The following is a 22670-nucleotide window of genomic DNA, read 5'->3' as shown; positions in this document are numbered from 1 at the left end:
ACCCCATAAGGTTCGAGGAGTTGGTGATGAAAGTTCGTGCATCGGTGAAAAAGCTGTGCCGTAACTGCAAGATTATTCGCCGCGAAGGTGTTGTTCGAGTAATTTGCAGCGCGGAACCGCGTCACAAACAGCGCCAAGGCTGAGTGTGATCCGCTTGAAGCCCGGCAGCTAGTGCGCTGCCGGGTTGATTATTTGTTATTACAGCGATATTATCTCGCGCCCTATTTCTTGGCTTCCGGGGCGTAGGTAGCTGTCAATTGGAGTCCCACTGAATGGCCCGTATTGCAGGCGTTAACATTCCAGATAACAAGCACACTGTTATCTCGCTGACCTACATCTATGGTGTTGGTCGCACTACTGCGCAGAAAATTTGCGCAGACACTGGGGTAAACCCAGCCGCAAAGATCAAAGATCTGAGCGACGAGCAGATTGAGCTGTTGCGTGGCGAAGTGGCGAAGTTCACCACTGAAGGTGACCTGCGTCGCGAAATCAACATGAAAATCAAGCGTTTGATGGACCTCGGTTGCTACCGTGGTCTGCGTCATCGTCGTGGTCTTCCAGTACGCGGTCAGCGTACCAAGACTAACGCGCGTACCCGTAAAGGTCCGCGTAAGCCGATCCGCAAGTAATCGCCCACGCGAATCGACAGGAAAATTATCATGGCTAAACCTGCTGCTCGTCCTCGTAAAAAAGTTAAAAAGACAGTGGTTGATGGCATCGCCCACATCCATGCTTCTTTTAACAACACAATCGTGACCATCACCGACCGTCAAGGTAACGCGCTTTCTTGGGCTACCTCCGGTGGTTCGGGTTTCCGCGGTTCCCGCAAGTCCACCCCGTTCGCTGCTCAAGTAGCTGCTGAACGTGCTGGTCAAGCTGCGCTGGAATATGGCCTGAAAAACCTTGACGTTAACGTCAAAGGTCCAGGTCCAGGTCGTGAGTCTGCTGTCCGTGCTTTGAACGGCTGTGGCTATAAGATCGCCAGCATCACCGACGTGACGCCAATCCCGCACAACGGGTGCCGTCCGCCGAAGAAGCGCCGCGTGTAATCCAGGAGATTGTAAAGAATGGCTCGTTACATTGGTCCAAAATGCAAACTCGCTCGTCGTGAAGGCACCGATCTCTTCTTGAAGAGCGGCGTGCGCGCGATCGAATCGAAGTGCAACATTGAAGCAGCACCTGGTATCCACGGCCAACGCCGCGGTCGCCAGTCCGATTACGGCACCCAACTGCGTGAAAAGCAGAAGGTCCGTCGTATCTACGGCGTTCTCGAGCGTCAATTCAGCGGCTACTACAAAGAAGCTGCTGGCAAGAAAGGTGCAACCGGTGAAAACCTGCTGCAACTGCTCGAATGCCGTCTGGACAACGTTGTATACCGTATGGGCTTTGGTTCGACTCGCGCCGAATCCCGTCAGCTGGTATCGCACAAATCCGTCAGCGTAAACGGCCAAACCGTTAACGTCCCGTCCTACCAGGTTCGTGCTGGTGACGTGGTCGCGATTCGCGAGAAAGCAAAAAACCAACTTCGCATTGTCCAAGCTCTCGATCTGTGTGCCCAACGTGGCCGCGTAGAATGGGTAGAAGTAGACACTGAGAAGAAGTCGGGCGTTTTCAAGAACGTTCCTGCTCGCAGTGATCTGTCCGCCGACATCAACGAAAGCCTGATTGTCGAGCTCTACTCCAAGTAAGGGCTAGAAAATAGGTGCATCCATGCAGATTTCGGTAAATGAGTTCCTGACACCCCGCCACATTGATGTGCAGGTTGTCAGTCCAACCCGCGCCAAAATTACTCTCGAGCCTCTCGAGCGTGGTTTTGGCCACACCCTGGGCAACGCGCTGCGCCGCATCCTGTTGTCCTCAATGCCCGGCTGTGCAGTAGTCGAGGCCGAGATTGACGGTGTGCTCCACGAGTACAGCGCCATCGAAGGTGTACAGGAAGACGTAATTGAAATCCTGTTGAACCTTAAAGGTCTGGCTATCAAGCTGCACGGCCGTGACGAAGTTACGCTGACCTTGTCGAAGAAGGGTTCGGGGGTGGTTACCGCTGCCGATATTCAGCTGGATCATGATGTCGAGATCGTTAATCCCGATCACGTAATCGCTAACCTGGCGTCTAACGGCGCCCTGAACATGAAGCTCACTGTAGCTCGTGGTCGTGGTTATGAACCGGCCGACTCGCGTCAGAGCGATGAAGATGAAAGCCGCAGCATTGGTCGCTTGCAGCTTGATTCTTCGTTCAGCCCGGTTCGCCGTATCGCATACGTGGTGGAAAACGCCCGTGTCGAGCAGCGTACTAACCTGGACAAGCTGGTTATTGATCTGGAAACCAACGGTACTCTCGATCCTGAAGAGGCTATACGCCGCGCTGCAACCATTCTGCAACAGCAGTTGGCTGCGTTCGTCGACCTCAAAGGTGACAGCGAACCAGTGGTAATCGAGCAGGAAGACGAGATCGATCCGATCCTGCTTCGCCCGGTTGACGATCTGGAACTGACTGTACGTTCGGCTAACTGCCTTAAGGCGGAAAACATTTACTACATCGGTGACCTGATTCAGCGCACCGAAGTAGAACTGTTGAAGACTCCGAACCTCGGCAAGAAATCCTTGACTGAAATCAAGGACGTTCTGGCCTCCCGCGGTCTGTCCCTCGGCATGCGCCTCGACAACTGGCCGCCTGCAAGTCTTAAGAAGGACGACAAGGCGACTGCCTGATCGTCGTAATCACCGAACGTGAGTTTGGTAAGGAATGAACCATGCGTCATCGTAAAAGTGGTCGTCACCTGAGCCGTACCAGCTCGCACCGCAAGGCCATGTTTCAAAACATGGCGGTGTCGCTGTTCGAGCACGAGCTGATCAAAACTACACTGCCAAAAGCTAAAGAACTGCGTCGCGTTGCTGAGCCGCTGATCACTTTGGCTAAGACAGACAGCCTGGCTAACCGCCGTTTGGTTTTCGACCGTACTCGTTCGAAAGCTATCGTTGGTAAGCTCTTCAACGACCTGGGCAAGCGTTACGCTACCCGTGAGGGTGGCTACCTGCGCATCCTCAAGTGCGGTTTCCGCACTGGCGACAACGCGCCAATGGCGTACGTCGAGTTGGTTGATCGTGCTACTGCCGGCGAAGCTGTAAGCGCCGAGTAAGACGACAAGCTGTAACGAAGAACCGGGCCTAGTGCCCGGTTTTTTGTGTGCGTAATAAAAGCGCGATTTTACAAGCGTTCACGGGCTGTGCTCGGCACTATGAGTGCTGGGGATGTTGTTAGTTATTTTCTATCGATGCCGACAATTTAATAAATTTGATAGCTTCATATCGATGATCAATACTCCCTCCAAGCCGACTAGCCGGCAGTTCCAAGTCCGACCTGAGGAAGATTGCATGAGCCAGAATAAAATCCTTACTACCGCCAGCGGCGCGCCCGTTGCGGACAATCAGAATTCCCGTTCCGCCGGTCCACGTGGCCCATTGCTGCTCGACGATTTCCACCTGATCGAGAAGCTCGCGCACTTCAACCGTGAAAACATTCCGGAACGTCGCGTGCACGCGAAAGGTTCGGGTGCCTTCGGTACTTTTACGGTGACTCAAGACATTACCCGATACACCAGCGCCAAGTTGTTTGAGTCTGTTGGCAAGCAAACCCCGACCTTCTTGCGCTTTTCCACCGTTGGTGGTGAGCGCGGTTCGGCTGATACCGAGCGCGATCCACGCGGCTTCGCCTTGAAGTTCTACACCGAAGAAGGCAACTGGGACGTCGTCGGTAACAACACCCCAGTGTTCTTCATTCGCGATCCTTTAAAGTTTCCGGACTTCATCCACACCCAAAAGCGCCTGCCGCAAAGCAATCTCAAAAGCGCTCAGATGATGTGGGACTTCTGGTCGCACTCTCCGGAGGCACTGCACCAGGTCACCATTCTGTTTTCGGACCGTGGCATCCCTGATGGCTATCGCCACATGCACGGCTTCGGCAGTCACACCTACAGCCTGATTAACGCCAATGGCGAGCGCCACTGGGTGAAGTGGCACTACAAGACTAAGCAAGGCATCAAGAACTTGGCGCCGGCTGAGGCCGCGCGCCTGGCCGGTACCGACCCGGATTACGCCCAACGCGATCTGTTCGGCGCGATTGAGCGCGGTGATTTCCCGAAATGGCGGGTCTGCATCCAGATCATGACGGAGGCCCAGGCTAATGCCCACTACGAGAACCCCTTTGACGTGACCAAGACCTGGTCGCAGAAGGAGTTCCCGTTAATCGAGGTTGGCGAGCTCGAACTCAACCGCAATCCGCAGAACTACTTCGCTGAAGTGGAGCAGGCTGCGTTCGGCCCGAGCAACATGGTGCCAGGTGTAGGCCTGTCGCCAGACCGTATGCTGCAAGGTCGTGTGTTCGCATACGCAGATGCTCACCGTTACCGCGTCGGCACCAATCACCAGCAACTGCCGGTGAATGCCCCGCGTAACCAGGTGAACAGCTATCAGCGTGATGGTTCGATGGCATTTGGCAGCAACGGTGGTGCGGCGCCCAATTATGAGCCGAACAGCTACGCAGACGCCCCGAAGCAGGCACCACAATACGCAGAGCCTGTGTTGGCATTGAGCGGTGCTGCTGACCGTTATGATCACCGGGAAGACACCGATTACTACAGCCACGCAGGTGCGCTGTTCCGCCTGATGAACGATGAGCAGAAAGCGTTGCTCACCAACAACATCGCCGGTGCAATGGGGGGCGTTTCCAGTGATGTGGTTCAGCGCCAGTTGCAGCATTTCTACAAAGCAGATCCTGCTTATGGAGAAGCAATCGCAAAGGCACTGGGTGTATCGCTTAACTAACTCTAAACGATAAGCAGAACCGCCCTCAATTGGGCGGTTTTTGCGTTATTTCAGCCACTTTTCTCGGGAAATCTTCACTTTTCTGCCGTTGATCCCGTGACCTCCGGGTCATCATGGTTCAAACTACAGACTTTCAAGCAGGGAGATGTAGGGCGATGCAAGGTCACCCCGACGTAATCGATTACCTCAACACGTTGCTGACGGGCGAACTGGCTGCTCGTGACCAATATTTCATCCATTCGCGCATGTATGAAGACTGGGGCTTTACCGAGCTCTACGAGCGTATCAACCATGAGATGGAAGAAGAGGCACAGCACGCCGACGCACTGATGCGCCGTATCCTCATGCTCGAAGGCACGCCACGTATGCGTCCCGATGATCTGGATGTGGGCACCACGGTGCCTGACATGCTCGCTGCCGACCTGCGCCTCGAGTACAAGGTCCGTGCCGCGCTCTGCAAAGGCATCGAGCTCTGTGAGCAGCATAATGACTATGTCACCCGGGAAATCCTGCGGGTGCAGTTGAATGACACCGAAGAAGATCATACCTATTGGCTTGAAAAGCAGTTGGGCCTGATCAAGCTGGTCGGCTTGGAGAATTACCTGCAATCGCAGTTCTGATTCCCGGCTACAAAAAAGCCCCTCTCACCGCAACGTGACAGGGGCTTTTCATTGGGCCTGAAAAATTCAGGCCCGGTCGCGCTCCAGTAACGGCTTCAAGTAGAAGCCCGTGTGTGATTGCGTCATTTCGGAAACTTGCTCCGGTGTGCCTACCGCGATGATCTGGCCACCTTTCGAGCCACCTTCAGGCCCCAAGTCAACCAACCAGTCGGCGGTCTTGATCACATCCAGGTTGTGCTCGATCACTACAACGGTGTTGCCGTGGTCGCGCAGGCGGTGCAACACGTCCAGCAGTTGCTGTATATCCGCAAAATGCAGGCCGGTGGTCGGCTCATCGAGGATGTACAGGGTCTTGCCGGTGTCGCGCTTGGACAACTCGCGGGACAGCTTCACCCGTTGCGCCTCACCACCGGACAACGTGGTCGCCGATTGACCCAGCTTGATATACGACAGGCCTACATCCATCAGTGTCTGCAGCTTGCGCGCCAACGCCGGAACCGCGTCAAAGAACACCCGCGCTTCCTCGATGGTCATCTCCAGGGTTTCGTGGATGCTTTTGCCCTTGTATTTGATCTCCAGGGTCTCGCGGTTATAGCGCTTGCTCTTGCACACATCGCACGGCACGTAAATGTCCGGCAGGAAGTGCATCTCCACCTTGATCAAGCCATCGCCTTGGCACGCTTCACAGCGACCGCCCTTGACGTTGAACGAGAACCGGCCCGGCCCATAACCCCGCGAGCGGGACTCCGGAACGCCAGCAAACAACTCACGAATGGGTGTAAACAACCCGGTGTAGGTCGCCGGGTTGGAACGCGGCGTGCGGCCAATAGGGCTCTGGTCGATATCGACGACTTTGTCCAGCAGCTCCAAACCCTTGATGCTGTCGTGAGCAGCCGCTTCCAGAGTCGTCGCGCCGTTCAAGGCGGTGGCACTCAAGGGGAACAGCGTGTTGTTGATCAGCGTTGATTTGCCCGAGCCGGAAACACCGGTCACGCAGGTCAGCAGGCCCAGCGGAATTTCCAGGTCGACATTGCGCAAGTTGTTGCCGCGCGCGCCCTTGAGGTGCAGCGCCTGCTTCTTGTTGCGCGGTGTACGTTTGGCCGGCACGGCAATTTTCACACGGCCAGACAAGTACTTGCCGGTCAGCGAGTCCGGATGGGCCATGACTTCTGCAGGCGTACCTTCGGCGACAATATGGCCGCCATGCACACCCGCGCCCGGGCCAATATCAACCACGTAATCCGCCAGGCGAATCGCATCTTCATCGTGCTCGACCACGATCACCGTGTTGCCGATGTCCCGAAGGTGTTTCAGCGTGCCCAGCAGGCGATCGTTGTCGCGTTGGTGCAAGCCAATCGACGGTTCATCGAGGATGTACAGCACCCCCACGAGCCCGGCACCAATCTGGCTGGCCAAGCGAATTCGCTGGGCTTCACCACCAGACAAGGTGTCGGCACTTCGATCCAGCGACAGGTAATCCAGGCCAACGTTGACCAGGAACTGCAACCGCTCGCGAATTTCCTTGAGAATCTTGTCGGCGATTTCCCCACGGCGACCGGTCAACTTGAGCACACCAAAGTACTCGCAGGCATCACCGATGGGCAGGTTGGTCACCGCAGGCAATGTCTTCTCGCCCACCCACACATGCCGCGCCTCTCGACGCAGGCGAGTACCACGGCAATCCGGGCAAGGCTGGGTGCTGAGGAATTTTGCCAACTCTTCGCGCACGCTGGCCGATTCAGTCTCGCGGTAGCGACGCTCAAGGTTCGGCACGATGCCTTCGAACGGGTGCGAGCGCTTGACGATATCGCCACGGTCATTCAAGTACTTGAAGTCGACATTCTGCGAACCACTGCCGTGGAGGATGACCTTCTGTTGGTCCGCCGGCAGTTGGTTGAATGGCACTTCCAGGCTGAATTTATAATGCGACGCCAACGACCCCAACATTTGGAAGTAGTAAACGTTACGCCTGTCCCAGCCACGTATCGCGCCTTCCGCCAGGGTCAAGTCACCGTTGACCAGACGCTTGATGTCGAAGAACTGCTTCACCCCCAGGCCATCACAGGTCGGGCACGCGCCGGCCGGGTTGTTGAAGGAGAACAGCTTGGGTTCCAGCTCACTGATGGCGTGCCCGCAGATCGGGCAAGCAAAGCGCGCGGAGAAGATGATCTCTTCGCCCGGCTCGTCATCCATCGGGGCCACGAGGGCAATGCCGTCGGCCAGCTTCAACGCGGTTTCGAAGGATTCCGCAAGGCGCTGCTGCAGGTCTGCCCGTACCTTGAAGCGGTCGACTACCACATCAATCGAGTGCTTCTTCTGCTTGTCGAGCTTCGGCGCTTCGTCCAGCTCGTAGAGCTTGCCGTTGATTCGCGCCCTTACAAAGCCTTGCGCACGCAGTTCTTCGAAGACGGAAAGGTGTTCGCCCTTGCGCTCACGAATCACCGGTGCCAGCAGCATCAGCTTGGCGCCTTCCGGCTGGGCGAGCACCAAGTCGACCATTTGGCTCACGGTCTGGGCTTCCAGGGGAATATCGTGGTCCGGGCAACGCGGAATACCCACGCGTGCGTACAGCAGACGCAGGTAGTCGTAGATTTCGGTAATGGTGCCCACGGTGGAGCGCGGGTTATGGGAAGTCGATTTTTGCTCGATGGAAATGGCCGGCGACAGGCCTTCAATGGTGTCGACGTCGGGCTTTTCCATCATCGACAGGAACTGGCGGGCATAGGCCGACAGCGATTCCACATAGCGACGCTGGCCCTCGGCATACAGCGTGTCAAACGCCAGCGACGATTTGCCGGATCCGGACAAGCCGGTGATGACAATCAGTTTGTCCCGTGGCAGGGTCAGGTCGATGTTCTTCAGGTTGTGGGTTCTAGCCCCACGAATCAGGATCTTGTCCAAGATGGCCTCGCACGGCGGGCGTAAATAATGCCGGAGTATACGGCTAAAGACTGGATGAATATACACTGCCAAAAGGCCGCTTGCAGCCTTAGATGAAAGCTGCGCGGCAAAGCGCCGCATATACCCTCTCAATCGATGGGACTGGTAGAATCGCCGCCGGTTCACACGAGGTTTTTCCATGCACGATCCCCACAGCGAACGCATGAGTAGCGGCGAGACCCGAGCGGCAAGCGGTCTTGCCCTGGTGTTCGCCTTCCGTATGCTGGGCATGTTTATGGTGTTGCCGGTGCTGGCGACCTATGGGATGGACCTCCCAGGCGCGACCCCGGCATTGATCGGCCTCGCCATTGGCGCCTATGGCCTGACCCAGGCGATTTTTCAGATTCCATTCGGGATCATTTCTGACCGCATCGGCCGCCGTCCGGTGATCTATCTGGGTCTGATCGTGTTCGCTCTCGGCAGTGTGCTCGCGGCGCAATCGGATTCGATATGGGGCGTGATTGCCGGACGCATCCTGCAAGGGGCCGGTGCGATTTCCGCCGCGGTCATGGCGCTGCTATCAGACCTGACCCGTGAACAACACCGCACCAAGGCCATGGCCATGATCGGCATGACCATCGGCCTGTCGTTTGCCGTGGCCATGGTCGTCGGCCCCCTGCTGACACGCGCGTTCGGCTTGCACGGGCTGTTTCTGGTCACCGGCGGCATGGCGCTGTTCGGTATCGTGATCGTTGCCTTTATGGTGCCGCGCTCCACCGGTACGTTGCAGCACCGCGAGTCGGGCGTCGCGCGCAAGGCGTTATTGCCGACGCTCAAGCATCCCGACCTGCTGCGCCTGGATTTAGGTATCTTCGTATTACACGCCATGCTCATGTGCAGCTTCGTCGCCTTGCCCCTGGCGCTGGTGGAAAAAGCCGGGCTACCCAAGGAACAGCACTGGTGGGTCTACCTCACCGCGCTGTTGATTTCGTTCTTCGCCATGATCCCGTTCATCATCTATGGCGAGAAGAAACGCAAAATGAAACGAGTTCTCTTGGGTGCCGTCGCGACGTTGATGCTCACTGAGCTATTCTTCTGGCAGTTCGGCGACAGCCTGCGGGCGCTGGTAATCGGCACGGTGGTATTTTTCACCGCGTTCAACCTGCTGGAGGCTTCATTGCCTTCGCTGATCAGTAAGGTTTCACCGGCCGGTGGCAAAGGGACGGCCATGGGGGTGTATTCCACCAGCCAGTTCCTGGGTTCTGCACTGGGCGGCATCATGGGTGGCTGGATGTTCCAGCATGGCGGTTTGTCGGTTGTGTTCCTTGGATGCGCAGGGCTGGCTGCACTTTGGCTGGCCTTTGCTGTTACCATGCGCGAACCTCCATACGTCACAAGCCTGCGCCTGCCGTTGTCGCCCGAAGCCATTCGTGACGCTGGCCTGGTAGAGCGCCTTAAGGCCGTTGTTGGAGTAACAGATGCAGTCGTGGTCGCTGAAGAAGCGGCCATTTACATCAAATTGGACACCGAATTATTGGATCGCGCGACGCTTGAGCAACTGGTCAACCCAGTGCCGACAGCGCGCCCAGCCTAGGAGAACGTTATGGCCCGTGGGGTTAACAAAGTCATATTGGTCGGTACATGCGGCCAGGATCCCGAAGTTCGCTACTTGCCTAACGGTAACGCCGTGACCAACCTGAGTCTGGCGACCAGCGAGCAGTGGACCGACAAGCAGACCGGTCAGAAGGTCGAGAAAACCGAGTGGCACCGTGTGTCGATGTTTGGCAAAGTGGCTGAAATCGCCGGTGAGTACCTGCGCAAAGGTTCGCAGGTCTACATCGAAGGCAAGCTGCAAACCCGTGAGTGGGAAAAAGACGGCATCAAGCGTTACACCACTGAAATCGTGGTCGACATGCAAGGCACCATGCAACTGCTGGGCGGCCGTCCACAGCAGGGCGACCAACAAGGCGGGGGCAATAACTACCAGCAGTCCGCCCCGGCCCCACGCCAGCAGGCTCCGCGTCCGCAGCAGTCGGCACCGCAACAGTCGCGCCAGGCGCCGCCTCCACAGCAGGCTGCTCCGCAACCGGCTCCGGATTTCGACAGCTTTGATGACGATATTCCGTTCTAGGATATAGCCAAAGTTGTAGAGTGTTCCCGAAAGCCCCTGAGCCCTGCGCCAGGGGCTTTTTGTTAATACCCGCAAGAGCACGCACCCCACATACTCATGGACGAACACCGTGTATAAAAAACGTCTCTCATGGGCATTGAGCACCGTTCTACTCACCGGCTGCACTGCCCTCCAGGGAAACCCGAAGCCCGAAGTCTCCCTCGCTGACGACAAAAGCCAGATCGTAGGCCTCTGGGCCATGCAAGCGCTGAACGAAGGTCAAACGACCGTGGCTGACTTCAGGGCAGACGGCCAACTGGTGCTGCACGCGTTCGATTGCGTGACGTCCAGCCAGAAGCCGCCTGATGTAATGGGCTATTCCGTGGTCGAGGATGGGCAGGTGATCAACATGATATTGCCGTCCAAAACCCTCGAACTGAAGGTGCTGACCTTCTCTCCTGAGTTCATGCAGTTCACCAGCCGGACCGGCGGAATGACGATCAGATACGATTTTGAAAAAGTCGACAAGGTCGACTCCTTATGTGAACGCTACCCCGATCTCAAGGCTGAACAGGCCCGAATTGCACCCTATAAGGCCAGCGATTTTGTGGCCGCTCCAACCATTCCCAAACATCCGGGCATCGACCGCTATGTCGGTACCTGGGGCTCCGACAACGTAATGATGGTCACCATCGCGCGCGATGCCAGCGGCGGCTTTTATCTCAGTACGCCCAGTGACAAGAACTGGCATTACCTCTACAACAACGTCCATTGGGTGGGCGATGTGCTGCACTTTCAGCGTTACACCTATTCGGACAGTGAAGCCTCCTTTCGCTCCCCCAAGCACAGGCTACAAACCCCGACCAGCCTTGAACCGATGCCCGACGGCAGCCTGCGTGAGGACTTCATCCTCAATGGCGACCCCTACATGAGCACGTTGACACGGATGAAATAACGCAGCGCCTAATCGGTGATCAGGCGTCCGCCTCGGCCGCCGTCACCACCATCTCTTTGAACCGGCGTAACACTGCGGATCCGTCATCAATCCGCGTCGCCAAATGCAGTGGCGCCACCAGGCTCTGACACTCCGTCAGTTCCCGGTACACGATGCCGTCCCCGCGCAACCGCTGCATCGACGCTGGCACGATGGACACCCCAAGTCCCGCCGCTACCAGGCTGAGTGTCGCGGTCATGCGCGGGGCTTCCTGCACCACCTGCGGGCTGAACCCCGCTTCGCGGCACGCCACCAGAATCGCGTCATACAAACCCAACCCAACGCGGCGGCGATAGAGCACGAAGGACTCGCTCGCCAATGCCTTCAAGGGCAGGGGAGAGCCCGCATCGAGTGCCAGCGGATGATCAGTGGGCAGCGCCAGCAGCATCGGCTCCACCAGGATGGGGTCGTCCTGCAGCGATTGAGTCCCGCTGAGGGGCGAGCGGATAAACGCCGCGTCCAGTTTCTCGTGCCCCAACGCGTCCAGCAGTTCGCCGGTGCCAGCTTCTTCCAACACCACCGTGACGCCGACATAGGTTTCGCGAAACAACCGCAACACACTCGGCACAAAGGGATGCAGTGCAGCCGAGCTGGTGAACCCGATTGCCAGCCGTCCGCGCTCGCCCCGTGCGGCACGGCGCACTACATCGGCAATGCCTTCAGCCTGCGCGAGTAGTTCACGGGCTTCGTCCAGTAAAGCGAGCCCAGCGGTAGTGGGTCGCACGCCTCGGGGCAAACGCTCCATCAGCATCACGCCCAACTCGGCTTCGAGGCTTTGCAGCATCCGTGTCAACGGCGGCTGCTGCATGCCCAAGCGTTCGGCAGCGCGGGTGATATAACCTTCTTCGGCGATGGCAACGAAGGCCTTGAGTTGGCGAAGCTCCAGCATATGGATACTTTTCAGGTATGGGAGAGTGCCAATCTTGGCATTTGTTCTCATGGCTCACAAGATTTAGGCTGTGGCCAGCCTCAAACAGAAGGAAGCCGCGATGACCTGGTCAGCCAAGCAATACACGATGTTTGAACAACAACGCACTCGTCCCGTCCGCGACCTGGTCGCGGCCATTCCGAATACCGAGGTGCGCACGGCTGTCGACCTGGGCTGCGGCCCCGGCAACTCTACCGAGGTGCTGGCCGAGCGCTTCCCGCATGCGCACGTTACCGGCATGGACAGCTCCGACGACATGCTGGTCGATGCACGCCAACGGCTACCGGCGCAGAACTTCGAACTGGCGGACATCGGCGCCTGGAACCCCGCGCAGACTTTCGATGTGATCCTGGCCAACGCTTCGCTGCAATGGCTGCCTGACCACGCCACGCTTTACCCGCACTTGGTCCACCAACTGACACCCGCTGGCACGCTGGCGGTGCAAACGCCGGACAACCTCGATGAGCCTGCCCACCGACTTGCCGGTGAAGTTGCCGCTGATGGCCCGTGGTCTGCCAAGATCGGCGCGGTCAAACACAATGAACGCCACGCCGCGAGCTACTACTACGAGCTGCTGAGCAACCATTGCAGCACCGTCGATGTGTGGCGCACCACCTATCAGCACCCGCTGGCGGATCACGCTGCGGTGGTGGAGTGGTTCAAGGCCTCGGCCCTAAGACCCTTCCTGGCGCCGTTGACCGATCGCGAAAAGGCTGCCTTCCTGCAGGAGTACCAGGCGCGGATTACCCAGGCTTACCCAGCCCTGGCCGATGGCACCGTGCTGCTGCCTTTTCCGCGCCTGTTCATTATCGCTACCCGCTAACTTCGCCAAGACACGTGGCGGTTATGCCGCCGCCGCTTGCGCCTTCAAATACTCATTTGCCGACACCACGCCCGCATACCCGAATGCCAGCGACGCCATATACGCCCCATGCACCTGCGCAGCCGGGATCACCTGGCCATTGAACTCCAGGTCCCGGGTCGCACACGCGTCATGAATGACCGTGACCTTGTAGCCCAGGTCCGCCGCCGCCCGCACCACCGCATCGATACACATATGGCTCATGCTGCCGACCACCACCAGTTCGGTGATGCTGCGTTGTTCCAGCAGCGCGCGCAGGTTGGTCTCGCGAAACGAATTCACAAAATGTTTAAGCACCACCGGCTCATTGTCTTCGTTCAGCACTTTGGTATGCAGATGCGCACCCTCGGAGCCCGGTGTGAAGAACGGCGCGTCCTCAGACGTGAACTCATGACGCACATGAATCACCGCATCGCCCGCCTGGCGAAACGCCTGCAACACCTGCACGGCCTTGTCCGCTGCGGCTTCGACGCCGTCGAGTGGCCACTTGCCTTGAGGGAAGTAGTCGTTCTGGATATCGATTAGGATGAGCGCTTGCTTGGCCATGTGTGTTGCCTCGTGATGGGTTGATGGGCCCAGTATCTTAGCTGGCGCCTGCACTTGGGATTGGCTGCACCGACAATAACAGGGGGAAAACTGACAATGGTCGTGGTTGAGTTGGGCGTGTTGATCTATCAGGGGGCGCAGATGGCGGCCGTGCACGGCCTGACCGACCTGTTCGGCGTCGCCAACCGCATCGCCGCCGAGCACCAGTCCGCGCAATTGCCGCTGTTGCGGATCAGCCATTGGCAGGTGGAGGCTACCGGTGAAACGGTGCGCGTATTCGATAGCCACCCCGGCCCTGATCAACCCATGATGGCCGTACTGGTGCCCCCGTCGATTGGTGAGTTCACCGAAGAACAAGCGCCGCCTGCGCTACTGGCATGGCTTCGCCGGCAACATGCGGCAGGTACCGTACTGGGTGGCGTCTGCATGGGTTCGATCATGCTCGCGCGCAGCGGATTGCTCGATGGGCGCAGTGCCACCACCCATTGGTCTTCCGCCAAATCCTTCGCCGCGCGTTACCCGGCCGTGCGCCTTGAAGCGGATAAACCCATCGTTGATGACGGCGACCTGATTACCACCGCTGGCTTAATGGCCTGGTCCGAACTCGGCCTGCGCCTGGTCGATCGCTTGATGGGCCCCAGCATTGCGGCGGATACCGCGCGTTTCCTGGTGATCGAGCACAGTGACAGCGCCAGCCAGTGCGGCAGTAACTTCGCGCCGATTCTTGGCCACGGTGACGGTGCCATTCTCAAGGTTCAGCACTGGTTGCAGGCCAGCGGTGCAGTGGATGTTTCCGTGGCGGCGATGGCACTGGAGGCCGGCTTGGAGGAGCGCACATTCCTACGGCGCTTTCGCAACGCCACCGGTTTGAAACCCACCGAATACTGTCAGCATCTGCGCGTGGGCAAGGCTCGGCAGATGCTCGAGTTTACCAACGGCACCATTGATCACATCGCGTGGACCGTGGGCTATCAGGACCCCAGCGCCTTCCGCGCCACCTTCAAGAAGATCACCGGCCTGGCGCCCAGCGATTACCGCAACCGTTTTGGCGTCTGAATCGTGCAGAACGCCGCGACGCCGACGCGCTGTCGTGCAGAATGGAGCAGGCCAACTGCCATCGGTTTTTCGGCAACTGCTTGATTTCACAACCATCCGCCCCGAAAGCGCCTTGGCCTGATCCCTGCAACCTCTCTTGCACACACATGGCGGCAAGGCCAAGGGGGACGCATGACCCCGACTCAACGCAAGAAGCTGGTGGTCGCTCACTCCACACGTGAAGGCGCCCCTCTTCATGAGATCGAAACCAACCGCGCCCTGGCGCGCTGGCTGGCGCAGATTCTCGGGCTAAAATTCGGTGGCAGCTACGACCCTGCTCTGCATGCGGGACGATCACTTTACCTGCTGCCCACGCAAACCCTGGTCGGTGCAGCCCAGGTGCGTGCGCTCAATATCAAGGGGCCGGAGGATGTGTGGGGCGGTTACGTCGACCACGATTTCATCTGCACCAAAGCCATCAGCCATGGTCTGCTCGGGCCTGAAGCCAAAGCGCCCGAAGGTTGGTCAGCGCTATTCTGCGAACGTGTGCGAAACGTCGTGCTGGATGGTTTGAGCGTCTTCGCGCTGGAAGACGCCCGGCCCGCTGCCACGCGCTTGCTCTACAGCGGACCCATTCGCCTGAAACCCGTGCAGGCCTGCGCCGGCCGAGGCCAGGAAGTTATCCACAGTCTCGATGAGTTCGAAGCCGTGCTGGCTCGACCTGAGGCCGCGAAGCTCTTCAGCGATGGTGTGGTGTTGGAGCAAGACCTGCAGGACGTGATCACCCACAGCGTCGGCCAAAGCTTCATCGGCGATCACGTGTTCAGCTACTGCGGCGAGCAATCCCTGACGAAAGACGGGCAGGGCGAAGACGTCTACGGCGGCTCCGACCTGTTGGCGGTGCCGGGTGGCTACGAAACCCTGCTGCAACTCGAACTGCCCGACGACGTTCGCGAAGCCATCGAACAAGCACAGGTGTTCGACGCGGCCGCCGATGAAGCCTATCCCGGCTTCTACGCATCGCGGCGCAACTACGACATCGCTCAGGGCCTGGACAGCGACGGCCAACGCCGCAGCGGCGTGCTCGAACAATCCTGGCGCATGGGCGGGGCCAGCAGCGCGGAAGTCGCAGCGTTGCAGAGTTTTATCAACAACCCCGGCCTGCGTGCTATCCGTGTGTCCTCTGTGGAAACCTACGCGGACCAACCCTTGCCGGCTGATGCCATTGAGGTGTATCGCGGCCCGGCGCAAAACAGCGCCTTTCTTCTCAAGTACGTGACGGTTAAATCTTATGACGGCTAGAAGCGAAAGCATTGCGATCGACATCGACGACGAACAGATGAGCGGCACCTTCCTGAGCCCCAAATCCAAAGTACCTGGCGTGTTGTTTGTGCACGGCTGGGGCGGTAGCCAAGAGCGTGATCTTGAACGAGCCAAAGGCATCGCCGGCTTGGGCTGTGTGTGCCTCACCTTCGACCTGCGCGGCCATGCCGCCACTGGCATTCCGCTGTCTCGCGTCACCCGCGAAGACAACCTGCGCGACCTGCTGGCGGCCTATGATCGACTGCTGTCCCACCCGGCCATCGACACCTCGGCGGTGGCGGTGGTGGGCACCAGTTACGGCGGCTACCTCGCGGCAATTCTCACCTCACTGCGCCCGGTGCGCTGGCTGGCGCTGCGCGTGCCGGCGCTGTACCGCGACCAGGAATGGCTCAAACCCAAGCGTGATCTGGATAAGGCCGACCTGATGGATTACCGCAGCACGCGGGTCCACGCCGAAACCAATCGCGCCTTGCACGCTTGTTCTGCGTTTACCGGTGATGTGCTGATCGTTGAGTCGCAAACCGATGCCCACGTGCCCCACGCCACCATCATGAGTTACCGCGCGGCGTGCCAGCAGACCCATTCCCTGACTCATCGCATCATCGATGGTGCCGACCACTCGCTCAGCGACCCGGTGTCTCAGCAGGCGTACACCTCAATCCTGGTGGACTGGATTACCGAGATGGTGGTGGGTGAGCGGTTGAGCATTATCCAGTCTCAATAATCGGGTGCTCTTTAGGCCGCCTTCGCGAGCAAGCCCGCTCTCACATTCGACTGCATTCCAAAGGATGTACACGATTAAACGGGGGAGCGGGCTTGCTCGCGAAGGCGGTCGACCAGTCACTACAGTCTTAAGCCGGTGCTTTCTTCACCCGCAACGCCTTGGCCTTGGCCTCTACGCCAAGGTACATCACCAGAGCGATCAGCAGCGGCAAGATGAAGTAGATCGCCCGATACGCAATCAACCCCGCCAGCAAACTGCCCCGCGACGCTTCATGCTGCAACAGCGCGATAAACACCGCCTCCAGCACCCCAAGCCCAGCCGGGATGTGGGTGAGCACGCCAGCAATCGCGCTGATCAGCAACACCCCCAACACCAGCGGATAATCCAGTTTGGCCGGCAGCAACGTGAAAATCACCGCCGCCATCAGCGACCAGTTCAACGCGCCCAACATCAGTTGCAAACACGCCATACGCAGCGACGGCAGGTTGATTTCCATGCCGCGAATCGTCCACGCACGCTTTTTCGAAAACTGGCAGGCCACCAGGTAACCCAGGCTGGCCAGTACCAACAACGCGCCAATGCCTTGCAATGCCGTGGTGCTGACCTTCCAGCCTGGTGGCATCGTGACGAGGCCGCTGCTGAAAACCACGCCGGCTATCGCCATATAGCCAAACCAATTGGTCGCCAGGCTCAGACCGAGGATCTTGGCGATATTGCCTGTGCTCACCCCCAAGCGCGAATACAGTCGATAGCGCATGGCGATGCCGCCCACCCAGGCGCTCAAGTTGAGGTTGAAGGCATAGCTGATGATCCCCACTGGCAGGATTTGCTTCCACCCCAGGGGCTGGCGAATGTACGTTCGGCCGATCAGGTCAAAGCTGGCGTAGACCAGAAAGCTGCATAACGTCAGTGCGCTGGCGATCACCAGCGTGCGCACTTTGAAGTCGCCCAGGGTCTGAACCACTTCGCTCCAATCGATGCGCCGCGCGAGCAGGGTGAACAGCGCAATCAGCAGCAAGAAGAAGACGATGGTCAGCGGCTTCTTCCAGCGTTTGAACTGCGAGCCTTTGGTTTCAGACGTCATGGCGCTGAGCCTCAAAAGGTTTCAAACGCGGCTTGTGCGCGGGCAACCAGCCGGTGAGTGCAGGAAAGTGGCGCATCACATGGAACACCAGGAAACCCACGGTCAAACGCCACAGCCACAGGCGCGGCTTGCGTTTTTCCGGCATGGTCTGGCAGTGGTTTTTTGCCAGGGCTTCCAGTCGTTCATACAGCTGTTGATTGAACGCACGGTCGCGAATCAACACGTTGGCTTCCAGGTTCAGCGACAAGCTCAATGGGTCCAGATTGCTCGACCCCACCGTGCTCCATTCGTCATCCACCAGTGCGACTTTGCCGTGCAGTGGGCGCTGGCAATACTCGTGGATCACCACGCCGTCCTTGAGCAAATAGTCGTAGAGCATGCGCGCCGCCAGCTTGGCCAGCAGTACATCGGGCTGGCCCTGCATGATCAATTGCACGTGCACGCCACGGCGCGCGGCGTTGCGGATTTCCCGCAGCAGGCGGTAGCCGGGGAAGAAGTAGGCGTTGGCGATCACCGCGCGTGTCTGGGCTTTGCTCAAGGCGTGGATATACGCTTCTTCGATGTCATCGCGATGCTGCGCGTTGTCGCGGTAAATCAGGCGCACCTGGCCATCGCCCTTATCGGTCGACCAGATCTGCGGCCGCTGCTGGCGTCGTCGCCAACCGCGTCGCGTGCGTACTTGGCGGCCGCTTTGGGCCAAGGCGAAATGATGCAAGTCCGCTACCGCCGGGCCGATCACCTTCACCGCGTAATCCTGCTTGGCCTCGGGACCGTAATCGCCCAGGTGGTCGGCGGAGAAATTGATTCCGCCGATGAAGGCCACCTCCGCGTCCACTACCACGATCTTGCGGTGCAGGCGGCGAAACCAATTGGTGCGAATGCCCAGGGTCTTTGGCGCGGGGTCGAACATCTGCACCGCAACGCCGGCCGCGGCCAGCTCGCCGAGAAACGACGGGCTCAGTTCGCCACAGCCAAAGCCATCCAGGCTGACCACTACGTTGACCCCACGGCGCGCCGCCTCGATCAGGATGCCATGCAGCTCATGGCCCACTTTGTCTTCGAAGAGAATGAAGGTCTCCAGCAGAATCTCGCGCCGGGCTTCGCGCAGTGCAGTGAACACCTCAGGGAAGTACGCTTCGCCGTTCTCCAGCAATTGGACCTGGTTGCCACTCTGCCAGCCGTAATCCAGGTCACGTGCCTTGGCTTGGTCCGGCGGCTGGTCGGTGGAAATATGTTCTACGGCGACGTTCATAGCTCAATCTCCACTGACAGGGGGACATGGTCTGATAGATGGGACCAGGGCCGTGTCGTCAGTACTCGGGGGTTATGCACCTTCAAATTGCGCACATAAATCCGGTCCAGCGGCAGCAGAGGCAAGCGCGCCGGGAAGGTGCGCGCGGGTTTGCCCTGGGTTTCGATGAATACTTCTTTTAGGCCGCTCTGGCTCAGGTCGGCCTTTTGGCGCCAATCGTTGAAATCACCGGCAACCAGCAGCGGCGCGTCGGCAGGAATTTCGCTGATGCGCTGTTCGATCAAGCGCAATTGCTGCTGGCGGTGCACTTCGCGCAGCCCCAAGTGAATGCAGATCGCATGCACCTCTTGGCCGGTGCCCGGCAGGCGCATCACGCAATGCAAAAGGCCACGGTTTTCATGGCCGCTTTGCGAGATATCGAGGTTGTCGTAGCGCACGATCTGGAATTTCGACAGCAACGCATTGCCGTGATCGCCGTGGGGGTAGACCGCATTGCGCCCGTAAGCAAACTGCGGCCAGATGCTGTCAGCGAGGAACTCGTACTGCGGCATGTTCGGCCAGTCGCTGAAGCGCTGGGGGTGGCGCTCATGGGTGCCGTGAATTTCTTGCAGGAACACCATGTCGGCGCCCACGCTGCGTACTGCTTCACGCAGCTCGGGCAAGATGAAGCGTCGATTCAAGGCAGTGAAACCCTTGTGGATATTGACCGTCAGCACGGTGAAGCGCGTGATGGCGGCGGTGGGCGTCACGGGAATCAATTCCGGATGAGTCATGGCAGCACCCCCAATTCTGGTAGTTTGCCGGGCTCAGTGGTCATTGCTTTATCCCGCTCGAAGCGCTGTAGCAATTGGCGCGTATCGAAGGGCGCGCGCACCTTGATGTCGTTGTCGAAGAAGCAGAACACGTCGCGCGGCTTGCGTTTCGGGTCCATCAGGTGGGCGTCTGACGGTTGTTTGCCGTGGCGCCAGCACTCGATTCGGTCTGGCGTATCGGCGTACCATTGGGCGTAGCGCTGCGACGTTTGCAGCGCGTAGAACGAACCATTGATCTCAATGCTGTTGACCGCCCGTGACGCAAACTGCAACTCACGTTTCTGGGTCAGCCCCTCGGGGTAGAAGCCCCCCCGCCAAGGCGTGTAGCGCCAGCCGGAAATGCCGATATGAATCGCGGACATGGTTGCTCCCGTGGTTAATGGGTCGAATGACCTCCATGGAGGGATGACTGTGGGATTTGCGAGAAAGTTTCCAGCGCCTTACGGACGGCACGCCCCAGCGCATTTCGTTTTAGACGGGAACGATCAGCGCCAAAACCCGTCAGCTCGTTACAGACCTACCTCAAGGAGCCCGGTGTTTTGCTGAATTCAAAGACTGCATTACTGCTCGGCGCGCTGCTGTTTTGCGGCAGCGGCGCAGTGCACGCCGCGGCGGCCGCGCCTGAAGCCGAAACGCCGGCCAAGCCGGAAATTCTGGTCGAGGGCGGCCTGCTCGGGGCCATCAGCTCCAGCATCGTTGATGTGCAGGACAAGCTTGATCTCAACCAGAACCTCCTTGACGCTTGGCGCCTGCGCGCCGACCGTGCGGCCAATGAGGTGGGGCGCCTGGTCAACCGTCCCTCGGACCGCTCGCCATGGAGCGTGGCCGGGGACTTCCTGCTGTTGTCCGGCGTCTGGATCGGCGCCTTCGCGCTGTTGACCTTACTGGGGCGCAGGCTGGTCAGGCGTGTCAGCCAACGTCCCTTTGTCCATCGGCGCGGACGCTTGCAAGGCGTACTCGGTTATTTAGTGCCCTACACGATCCCGGCCGTGATCTGTCTGCCGCTGACGCTTTACGTCAGTCACTTTTTGCCGACCTCCATCGGCCGGGCGCTGGCGTTGTGTTTTGCCTATGCGACCAGTAGCGGCATCTTCTCCACGTCCATCCTGTTGTGCGTGATCGTTATGTTTGACGTCGGGCATAAACGCATGGCCGTGCAGATCATCCGCGATTACTGCCCAAAGCCGATGTTCATGATCGGGTTCCTCGCCGCCCTCAGCGATGCGCTGACCAGCCCGCAGATCGCCCGCCAGTTCGGCGGCAATATCACCAGCGGCATTGCGATGTTTACCGGCCTGTTTGCGGCGGTAACCTTCGGCATGCTGGTGATTCGCCTGCGTCGCCCGGTCGCGCACTTGATCCGTAATCAGGCGCTGACCCAGCGCCTTAAACACCCGGCGTTGCAACAATCGCTGCGGATATTTTCCGGGCTCTGGTACTGGCCGATCCTGCTGATGGTGCTGGTTTCGGCGATAAACCTGATCGGCGCCGGGGACGATAACCAGAAAGCCCTGCGCTGCGCGCTGCTCACCACCATTTTGCTAATCGGCACGGTGTTCCTGAGCACTGTGCTGCAACACCTGTTCAAGTCGCGCAGCCAAGTGGCGATCCAGCGCAGCAGTGCTTACAAGGAGCGTTTCCTCAGCTTGCTGCACGCGATCTTGCGCATTGCGATGGCGCTCGGGTTTATTGAAGTCCTTGGGCGTATCTGGGGTGTCTCGCTGTTTGAATTCGCCGAGCGCAACTCGATCGGTCGGGCGATCAGCGATTCCCTCAGCAGCATTGGCTTGATCCTGCTGATGACCGGGTTGTTCTGGGTGGTCCTGGATACGGCGATTCAGGAAGCGCTGAAACCGCCGGTCAACGATCGCTCGAGCCGCCAGCCCAGTACCCGGGTGAAAACCATCCTGCCGCTGGTGCGCAACGCGGTGAAAATCATCCTGGTGGTGATTTGCGCAATCACCACCATGGCCAACCTCGGCATCAACGTCGCACCGCTGCTGGCCGGTGCCGGCGTGGTCGGCCTGGCTATCGGTTTTGGTTCCCAGCAGTTGGTGCAGGATGTGATCACCGGGCTGTTCATCATCATTGAAGACACCCTGTCCATCGGCGACTGGGTGGTGCTCGACTCCGGCCACGCCGGCACTGTCGAAGGCCTGACCATCCGCACCCTGCGCCTGCGCGACGGCAAGGGGTTTGTGCATTCGGTGCCGTTCGGGCAGATCAAGGCGGTTACCAACCAGTCGCGGCAGTTTGCCTATGCATTCTTCTCAGTGCAGTTCACCTACGACACGGACGTGGACAAGGCGCTGGAATTGATCCGCGAGGCCGGGCAATCGATTCGCGACGATGTGTTCCTCAAGTACAACCTGCAAGGCCCGCTGGAGGTGTTTGGTGTCGACAAGATGGACCTCAACGGCGTGGTGCTGACGGCGCAGTTCCGCACGGTCTCGGGCGGGCAATACGCGGTGAGTCGCGCGTTTAACCAGCGGCTGAAAAAGCGTGTGGATAATTGTGACGAGGTGCACTTCGCGCAGACTTATCCACAGCAGATTTTGTTGCCCAAGCGTGCGCTGCTGGCGGATGAACCTGATGCAGAGGTGCCGGCTTCGGTGGTGGTCACGGAGCCGCCTCGGGCTCAGTGACCTTCACAACCCGTAGCAGCTGGCGCTCGAC

The 22670-nt window shown here is 58.9% G+C and carries 23 protein-coding genes; 16 read left to right on the top strand and 7 right to left on the bottom strand.

Going from position 1 to position 22670, the window contains the following annotated elements; genetic code table 11:
• Positions 1 to 26 precede the first annotated feature (26 nt).
• From rpmJ to bfr, 8 genes are all read left to right on the top strand, one after another.
• Complete coding sequence (rpmJ, locus tag AACY44_RS17610) at positions 27 to 143, top strand: 50S ribosomal protein L36 (protein WP_002555468.1); 117 nt, start codon at positions 27 to 29, stop codon at positions 141 to 143.
• 129 nt (positions 144 to 272) lie between these two features.
• Positions 273 to 629, top strand: a complete 357-nt coding sequence (gene rpsM, locus AACY44_RS17605; RefSeq protein ID WP_003210063.1) for a 30S ribosomal protein S13 — start codon at positions 273 to 275, stop codon at positions 627 to 629.
• A 30-nt stretch (positions 630 to 659) separates the two neighbouring features.
• Positions 660 to 1049, top strand: a complete 390-nt coding sequence (gene rpsK / locus AACY44_RS17600) for a 30S ribosomal protein S11 (RefSeq protein WP_002555466.1) — start codon at positions 660 to 662, stop codon at positions 1047 to 1049.
• An 18-nt stretch (positions 1050 to 1067) separates the two neighbouring features.
• Positions 1068 to 1688, top strand: coding sequence for a 30S ribosomal protein S4 (rpsD, locus tag AACY44_RS17595; RefSeq protein ID WP_003210056.1), 621 nt, complete (start codon positions 1068 to 1070; stop codon positions 1686 to 1688).
• 22 nt (positions 1689 to 1710) lie between these two features.
• Positions 1711 to 2712 (top strand): DNA-directed RNA polymerase subunit alpha, encoded by a 1002-nt coding sequence (locus AACY44_RS17590; protein ID WP_003176403.1) that lies wholly within the window; start codon positions 1711 to 1713, stop codon positions 2710 to 2712.
• A 41-nt stretch (positions 2713 to 2753) separates the two neighbouring features.
• Positions 2754 to 3140 (top strand): 50S ribosomal protein L17, encoded by a 387-nt coding sequence (gene rplQ, locus AACY44_RS17585; protein WP_017135967.1) that lies wholly within the window; start codon positions 2754 to 2756, stop codon positions 3138 to 3140.
• Positions 3141 to 3375: 235 nt separating this feature from the next.
• Positions 3376 to 4824, top strand: a complete 1449-nt coding sequence (locus AACY44_RS17580) for a catalase (RefSeq protein ID WP_339457347.1) — start codon at positions 3376 to 3378, stop codon at positions 4822 to 4824.
• Positions 4825 to 4979: 155 nt separating this feature from the next.
• The gene (gene bfr, locus AACY44_RS17575; protein ID WP_015886133.1) at positions 4980 to 5444 is read left to right on the top strand and encodes a bacterioferritin; all 465 of its coding nucleotides are present in this window, start codon (positions 4980 to 4982) and stop codon (positions 5442 to 5444) included.
• A gap of 66 nt (positions 5445 to 5510) precedes the next feature.
• Here the strand turns inward: bfr and uvrA are convergent, their stop codons facing one another.
• Positions 5511 to 8345: an excinuclease ABC subunit UvrA gene (uvrA, locus tag AACY44_RS17570; protein ID WP_339436999.1), complete on the bottom strand. Its 2835-nt coding sequence runs from the start codon at positions 8343 to 8345 to the stop codon at positions 5511 to 5513.
• Between the two features lie 178 nt (positions 8346 to 8523).
• On the opposite strand from uvrA, the gene AACY44_RS17565 reads away from it, so the two are divergent.
• The 3 genes from AACY44_RS17565 to AACY44_RS17555 all read left to right on the top strand — a co-directional run bounded on the left by AACY44_RS17565 (position 8524) and on the right by AACY44_RS17555 (position 11389).
• Positions 8524 to 9918, top strand: a complete 1395-nt coding sequence (locus tag AACY44_RS17565; protein WP_339428436.1) for an MFS transporter — start codon at positions 8524 to 8526, stop codon at positions 9916 to 9918.
• Positions 9919 to 9927: 9 nt separating this feature from the next.
• Positions 9928 to 10455 carry a single-stranded DNA-binding protein gene (locus AACY44_RS17560; protein WP_010467282.1) on the top strand — a complete coding sequence of 176 codons (528 nt, stop codon included), beginning with the start codon at positions 9928 to 9930 and terminating at the stop codon, positions 10453 to 10455.
• A 109-nt stretch (positions 10456 to 10564) separates the two neighbouring features.
• Complete coding sequence (locus tag AACY44_RS17555) at positions 10565 to 11389, top strand: hypothetical protein (RefSeq protein WP_339530761.1); 825 nt, start codon at positions 10565 to 10567, stop codon at positions 11387 to 11389.
• A 19-nt stretch (positions 11390 to 11408) separates the two neighbouring features.
• Here AACY44_RS17555 and AACY44_RS17550 read toward each other — a convergent pair whose 3' ends face one another.
• A complete protein-coding gene (locus AACY44_RS17550) occupies positions 11409 to 12317 on the bottom strand; it encodes a LysR family transcriptional regulator (RefSeq protein WP_339417019.1) in 909 nt (302 codons plus the stop codon).
• A gap of 100 nt (positions 12318 to 12417) precedes the next feature.
• Here AACY44_RS17550 and tam point away from each other — a divergent pair, with 100 nt between their 5' ends.
• The gene (gene tam, locus AACY44_RS17545) at positions 12418 to 13179 is read left to right on the top strand and encodes a trans-aconitate 2-methyltransferase (RefSeq protein ID WP_339457350.1); all 762 of its coding nucleotides are present in this window, start codon (positions 12418 to 12420) and stop codon (positions 13177 to 13179) included.
• A 21-nt stretch (positions 13180 to 13200) separates the two neighbouring features.
• Here tam and AACY44_RS17540 read toward each other — a convergent pair whose 3' ends face one another.
• The gene (locus tag AACY44_RS17540) at positions 13201 to 13764 is read right to left on the bottom strand and encodes a cysteine hydrolase family protein (protein ID WP_339417016.1); all 564 of its coding nucleotides are present in this window, start codon (positions 13762 to 13764) and stop codon (positions 13201 to 13203) included.
• Between the two features lie 96 nt (positions 13765 to 13860).
• On the opposite strand from AACY44_RS17540, the gene AACY44_RS17535 reads away from it, so the two are divergent.
• The 3 genes from AACY44_RS17535 (at position 13861) to AACY44_RS17525 (ending at position 16846) form a co-directional block, all read left to right on the top strand.
• Positions 13861 to 14820, top strand: a complete 960-nt coding sequence (locus AACY44_RS17535; protein ID WP_339530759.1) for a GlxA family transcriptional regulator — start codon at positions 13861 to 13863, stop codon at positions 14818 to 14820.
• Between the two features lie 171 nt (positions 14821 to 14991).
• The gene (locus tag AACY44_RS17530; RefSeq protein WP_339457355.1) at positions 14992 to 16101 is read left to right on the top strand and encodes a DUF3182 family protein; all 1110 of its coding nucleotides are present in this window, start codon (positions 14992 to 14994) and stop codon (positions 16099 to 16101) included.
• Positions 16091 to 16846 carry an alpha/beta hydrolase family protein gene (locus tag AACY44_RS17525; protein WP_339417011.1) on the top strand — a complete coding sequence of 252 codons (756 nt, stop codon included), beginning with the start codon at positions 16091 to 16093 and terminating at the stop codon, positions 16844 to 16846. The genes AACY44_RS17530 and AACY44_RS17525 overlap by 11 nt, the downstream gene beginning before the upstream one ends.
• A 127-nt stretch (positions 16847 to 16973) precedes the next feature.
• Here the strand turns inward: AACY44_RS17525 and AACY44_RS17520 are convergent, their stop codons facing one another.
• Genes AACY44_RS17520 through AACY44_RS17505 form a run of 4 tightly spaced genes read right to left on the bottom strand, consistent with a single transcriptional unit; the run spans position 16974 to position 20356 of the window.
• Positions 16974 to 17930 (bottom strand): lysylphosphatidylglycerol synthase domain-containing protein, encoded by a 957-nt coding sequence (locus tag AACY44_RS17520; protein WP_339530757.1) that lies wholly within the window; start codon positions 17928 to 17930, stop codon positions 16974 to 16976.
• The gene (gene clsB, locus AACY44_RS17515; protein WP_339457357.1) at positions 17920 to 19182 is read right to left on the bottom strand and encodes a cardiolipin synthase ClsB; all 1263 of its coding nucleotides are present in this window, start codon (positions 19180 to 19182) and stop codon (positions 17920 to 17922) included. Before clsB ends, AACY44_RS17520 begins: the two co-directional genes overlap by 11 nt.
• Entirely contained in the window at positions 19179 to 19955 is a 777-nt protein-coding gene (locus tag AACY44_RS17510; protein ID WP_339417004.1) for an endonuclease/exonuclease/phosphatase family protein, read from the bottom strand. Before AACY44_RS17510 ends, clsB begins: the two co-directional genes overlap by 4 nt.
• Positions 19952 to 20356, bottom strand: coding sequence for a DUF72 domain-containing protein (locus tag AACY44_RS17505; RefSeq protein ID WP_339530755.1), 405 nt, complete (start codon positions 20354 to 20356; stop codon positions 19952 to 19954). Before AACY44_RS17505 ends, AACY44_RS17510 begins: the two co-directional genes overlap by 4 nt.
• A gap of 177 nt (positions 20357 to 20533) precedes the next feature.
• Here AACY44_RS17505 and AACY44_RS17500 point away from each other — a divergent pair, with 177 nt between their 5' ends.
• Positions 20534 to 22639, top strand: coding sequence for a mechanosensitive ion channel family protein (locus AACY44_RS17500; RefSeq protein ID WP_339530753.1), 2106 nt, complete (start codon positions 20534 to 20536; stop codon positions 22637 to 22639).
• Positions 22640 to 22670: the final 31 nt, after the last annotated feature.

Origin of the sequence: Pseudomonas sp. RA_15y_Pfl1_P11 (genome assembly GCF_963970975.1) — a bacterium.
Lineage (GTDB): Bacteria > Pseudomonadota > Gammaproteobacteria > Pseudomonadales > Pseudomonadaceae > Aquipseudomonas > Aquipseudomonas tritici.
This window is presented reverse-complemented; position numbering and strand designations above follow the sequence as displayed.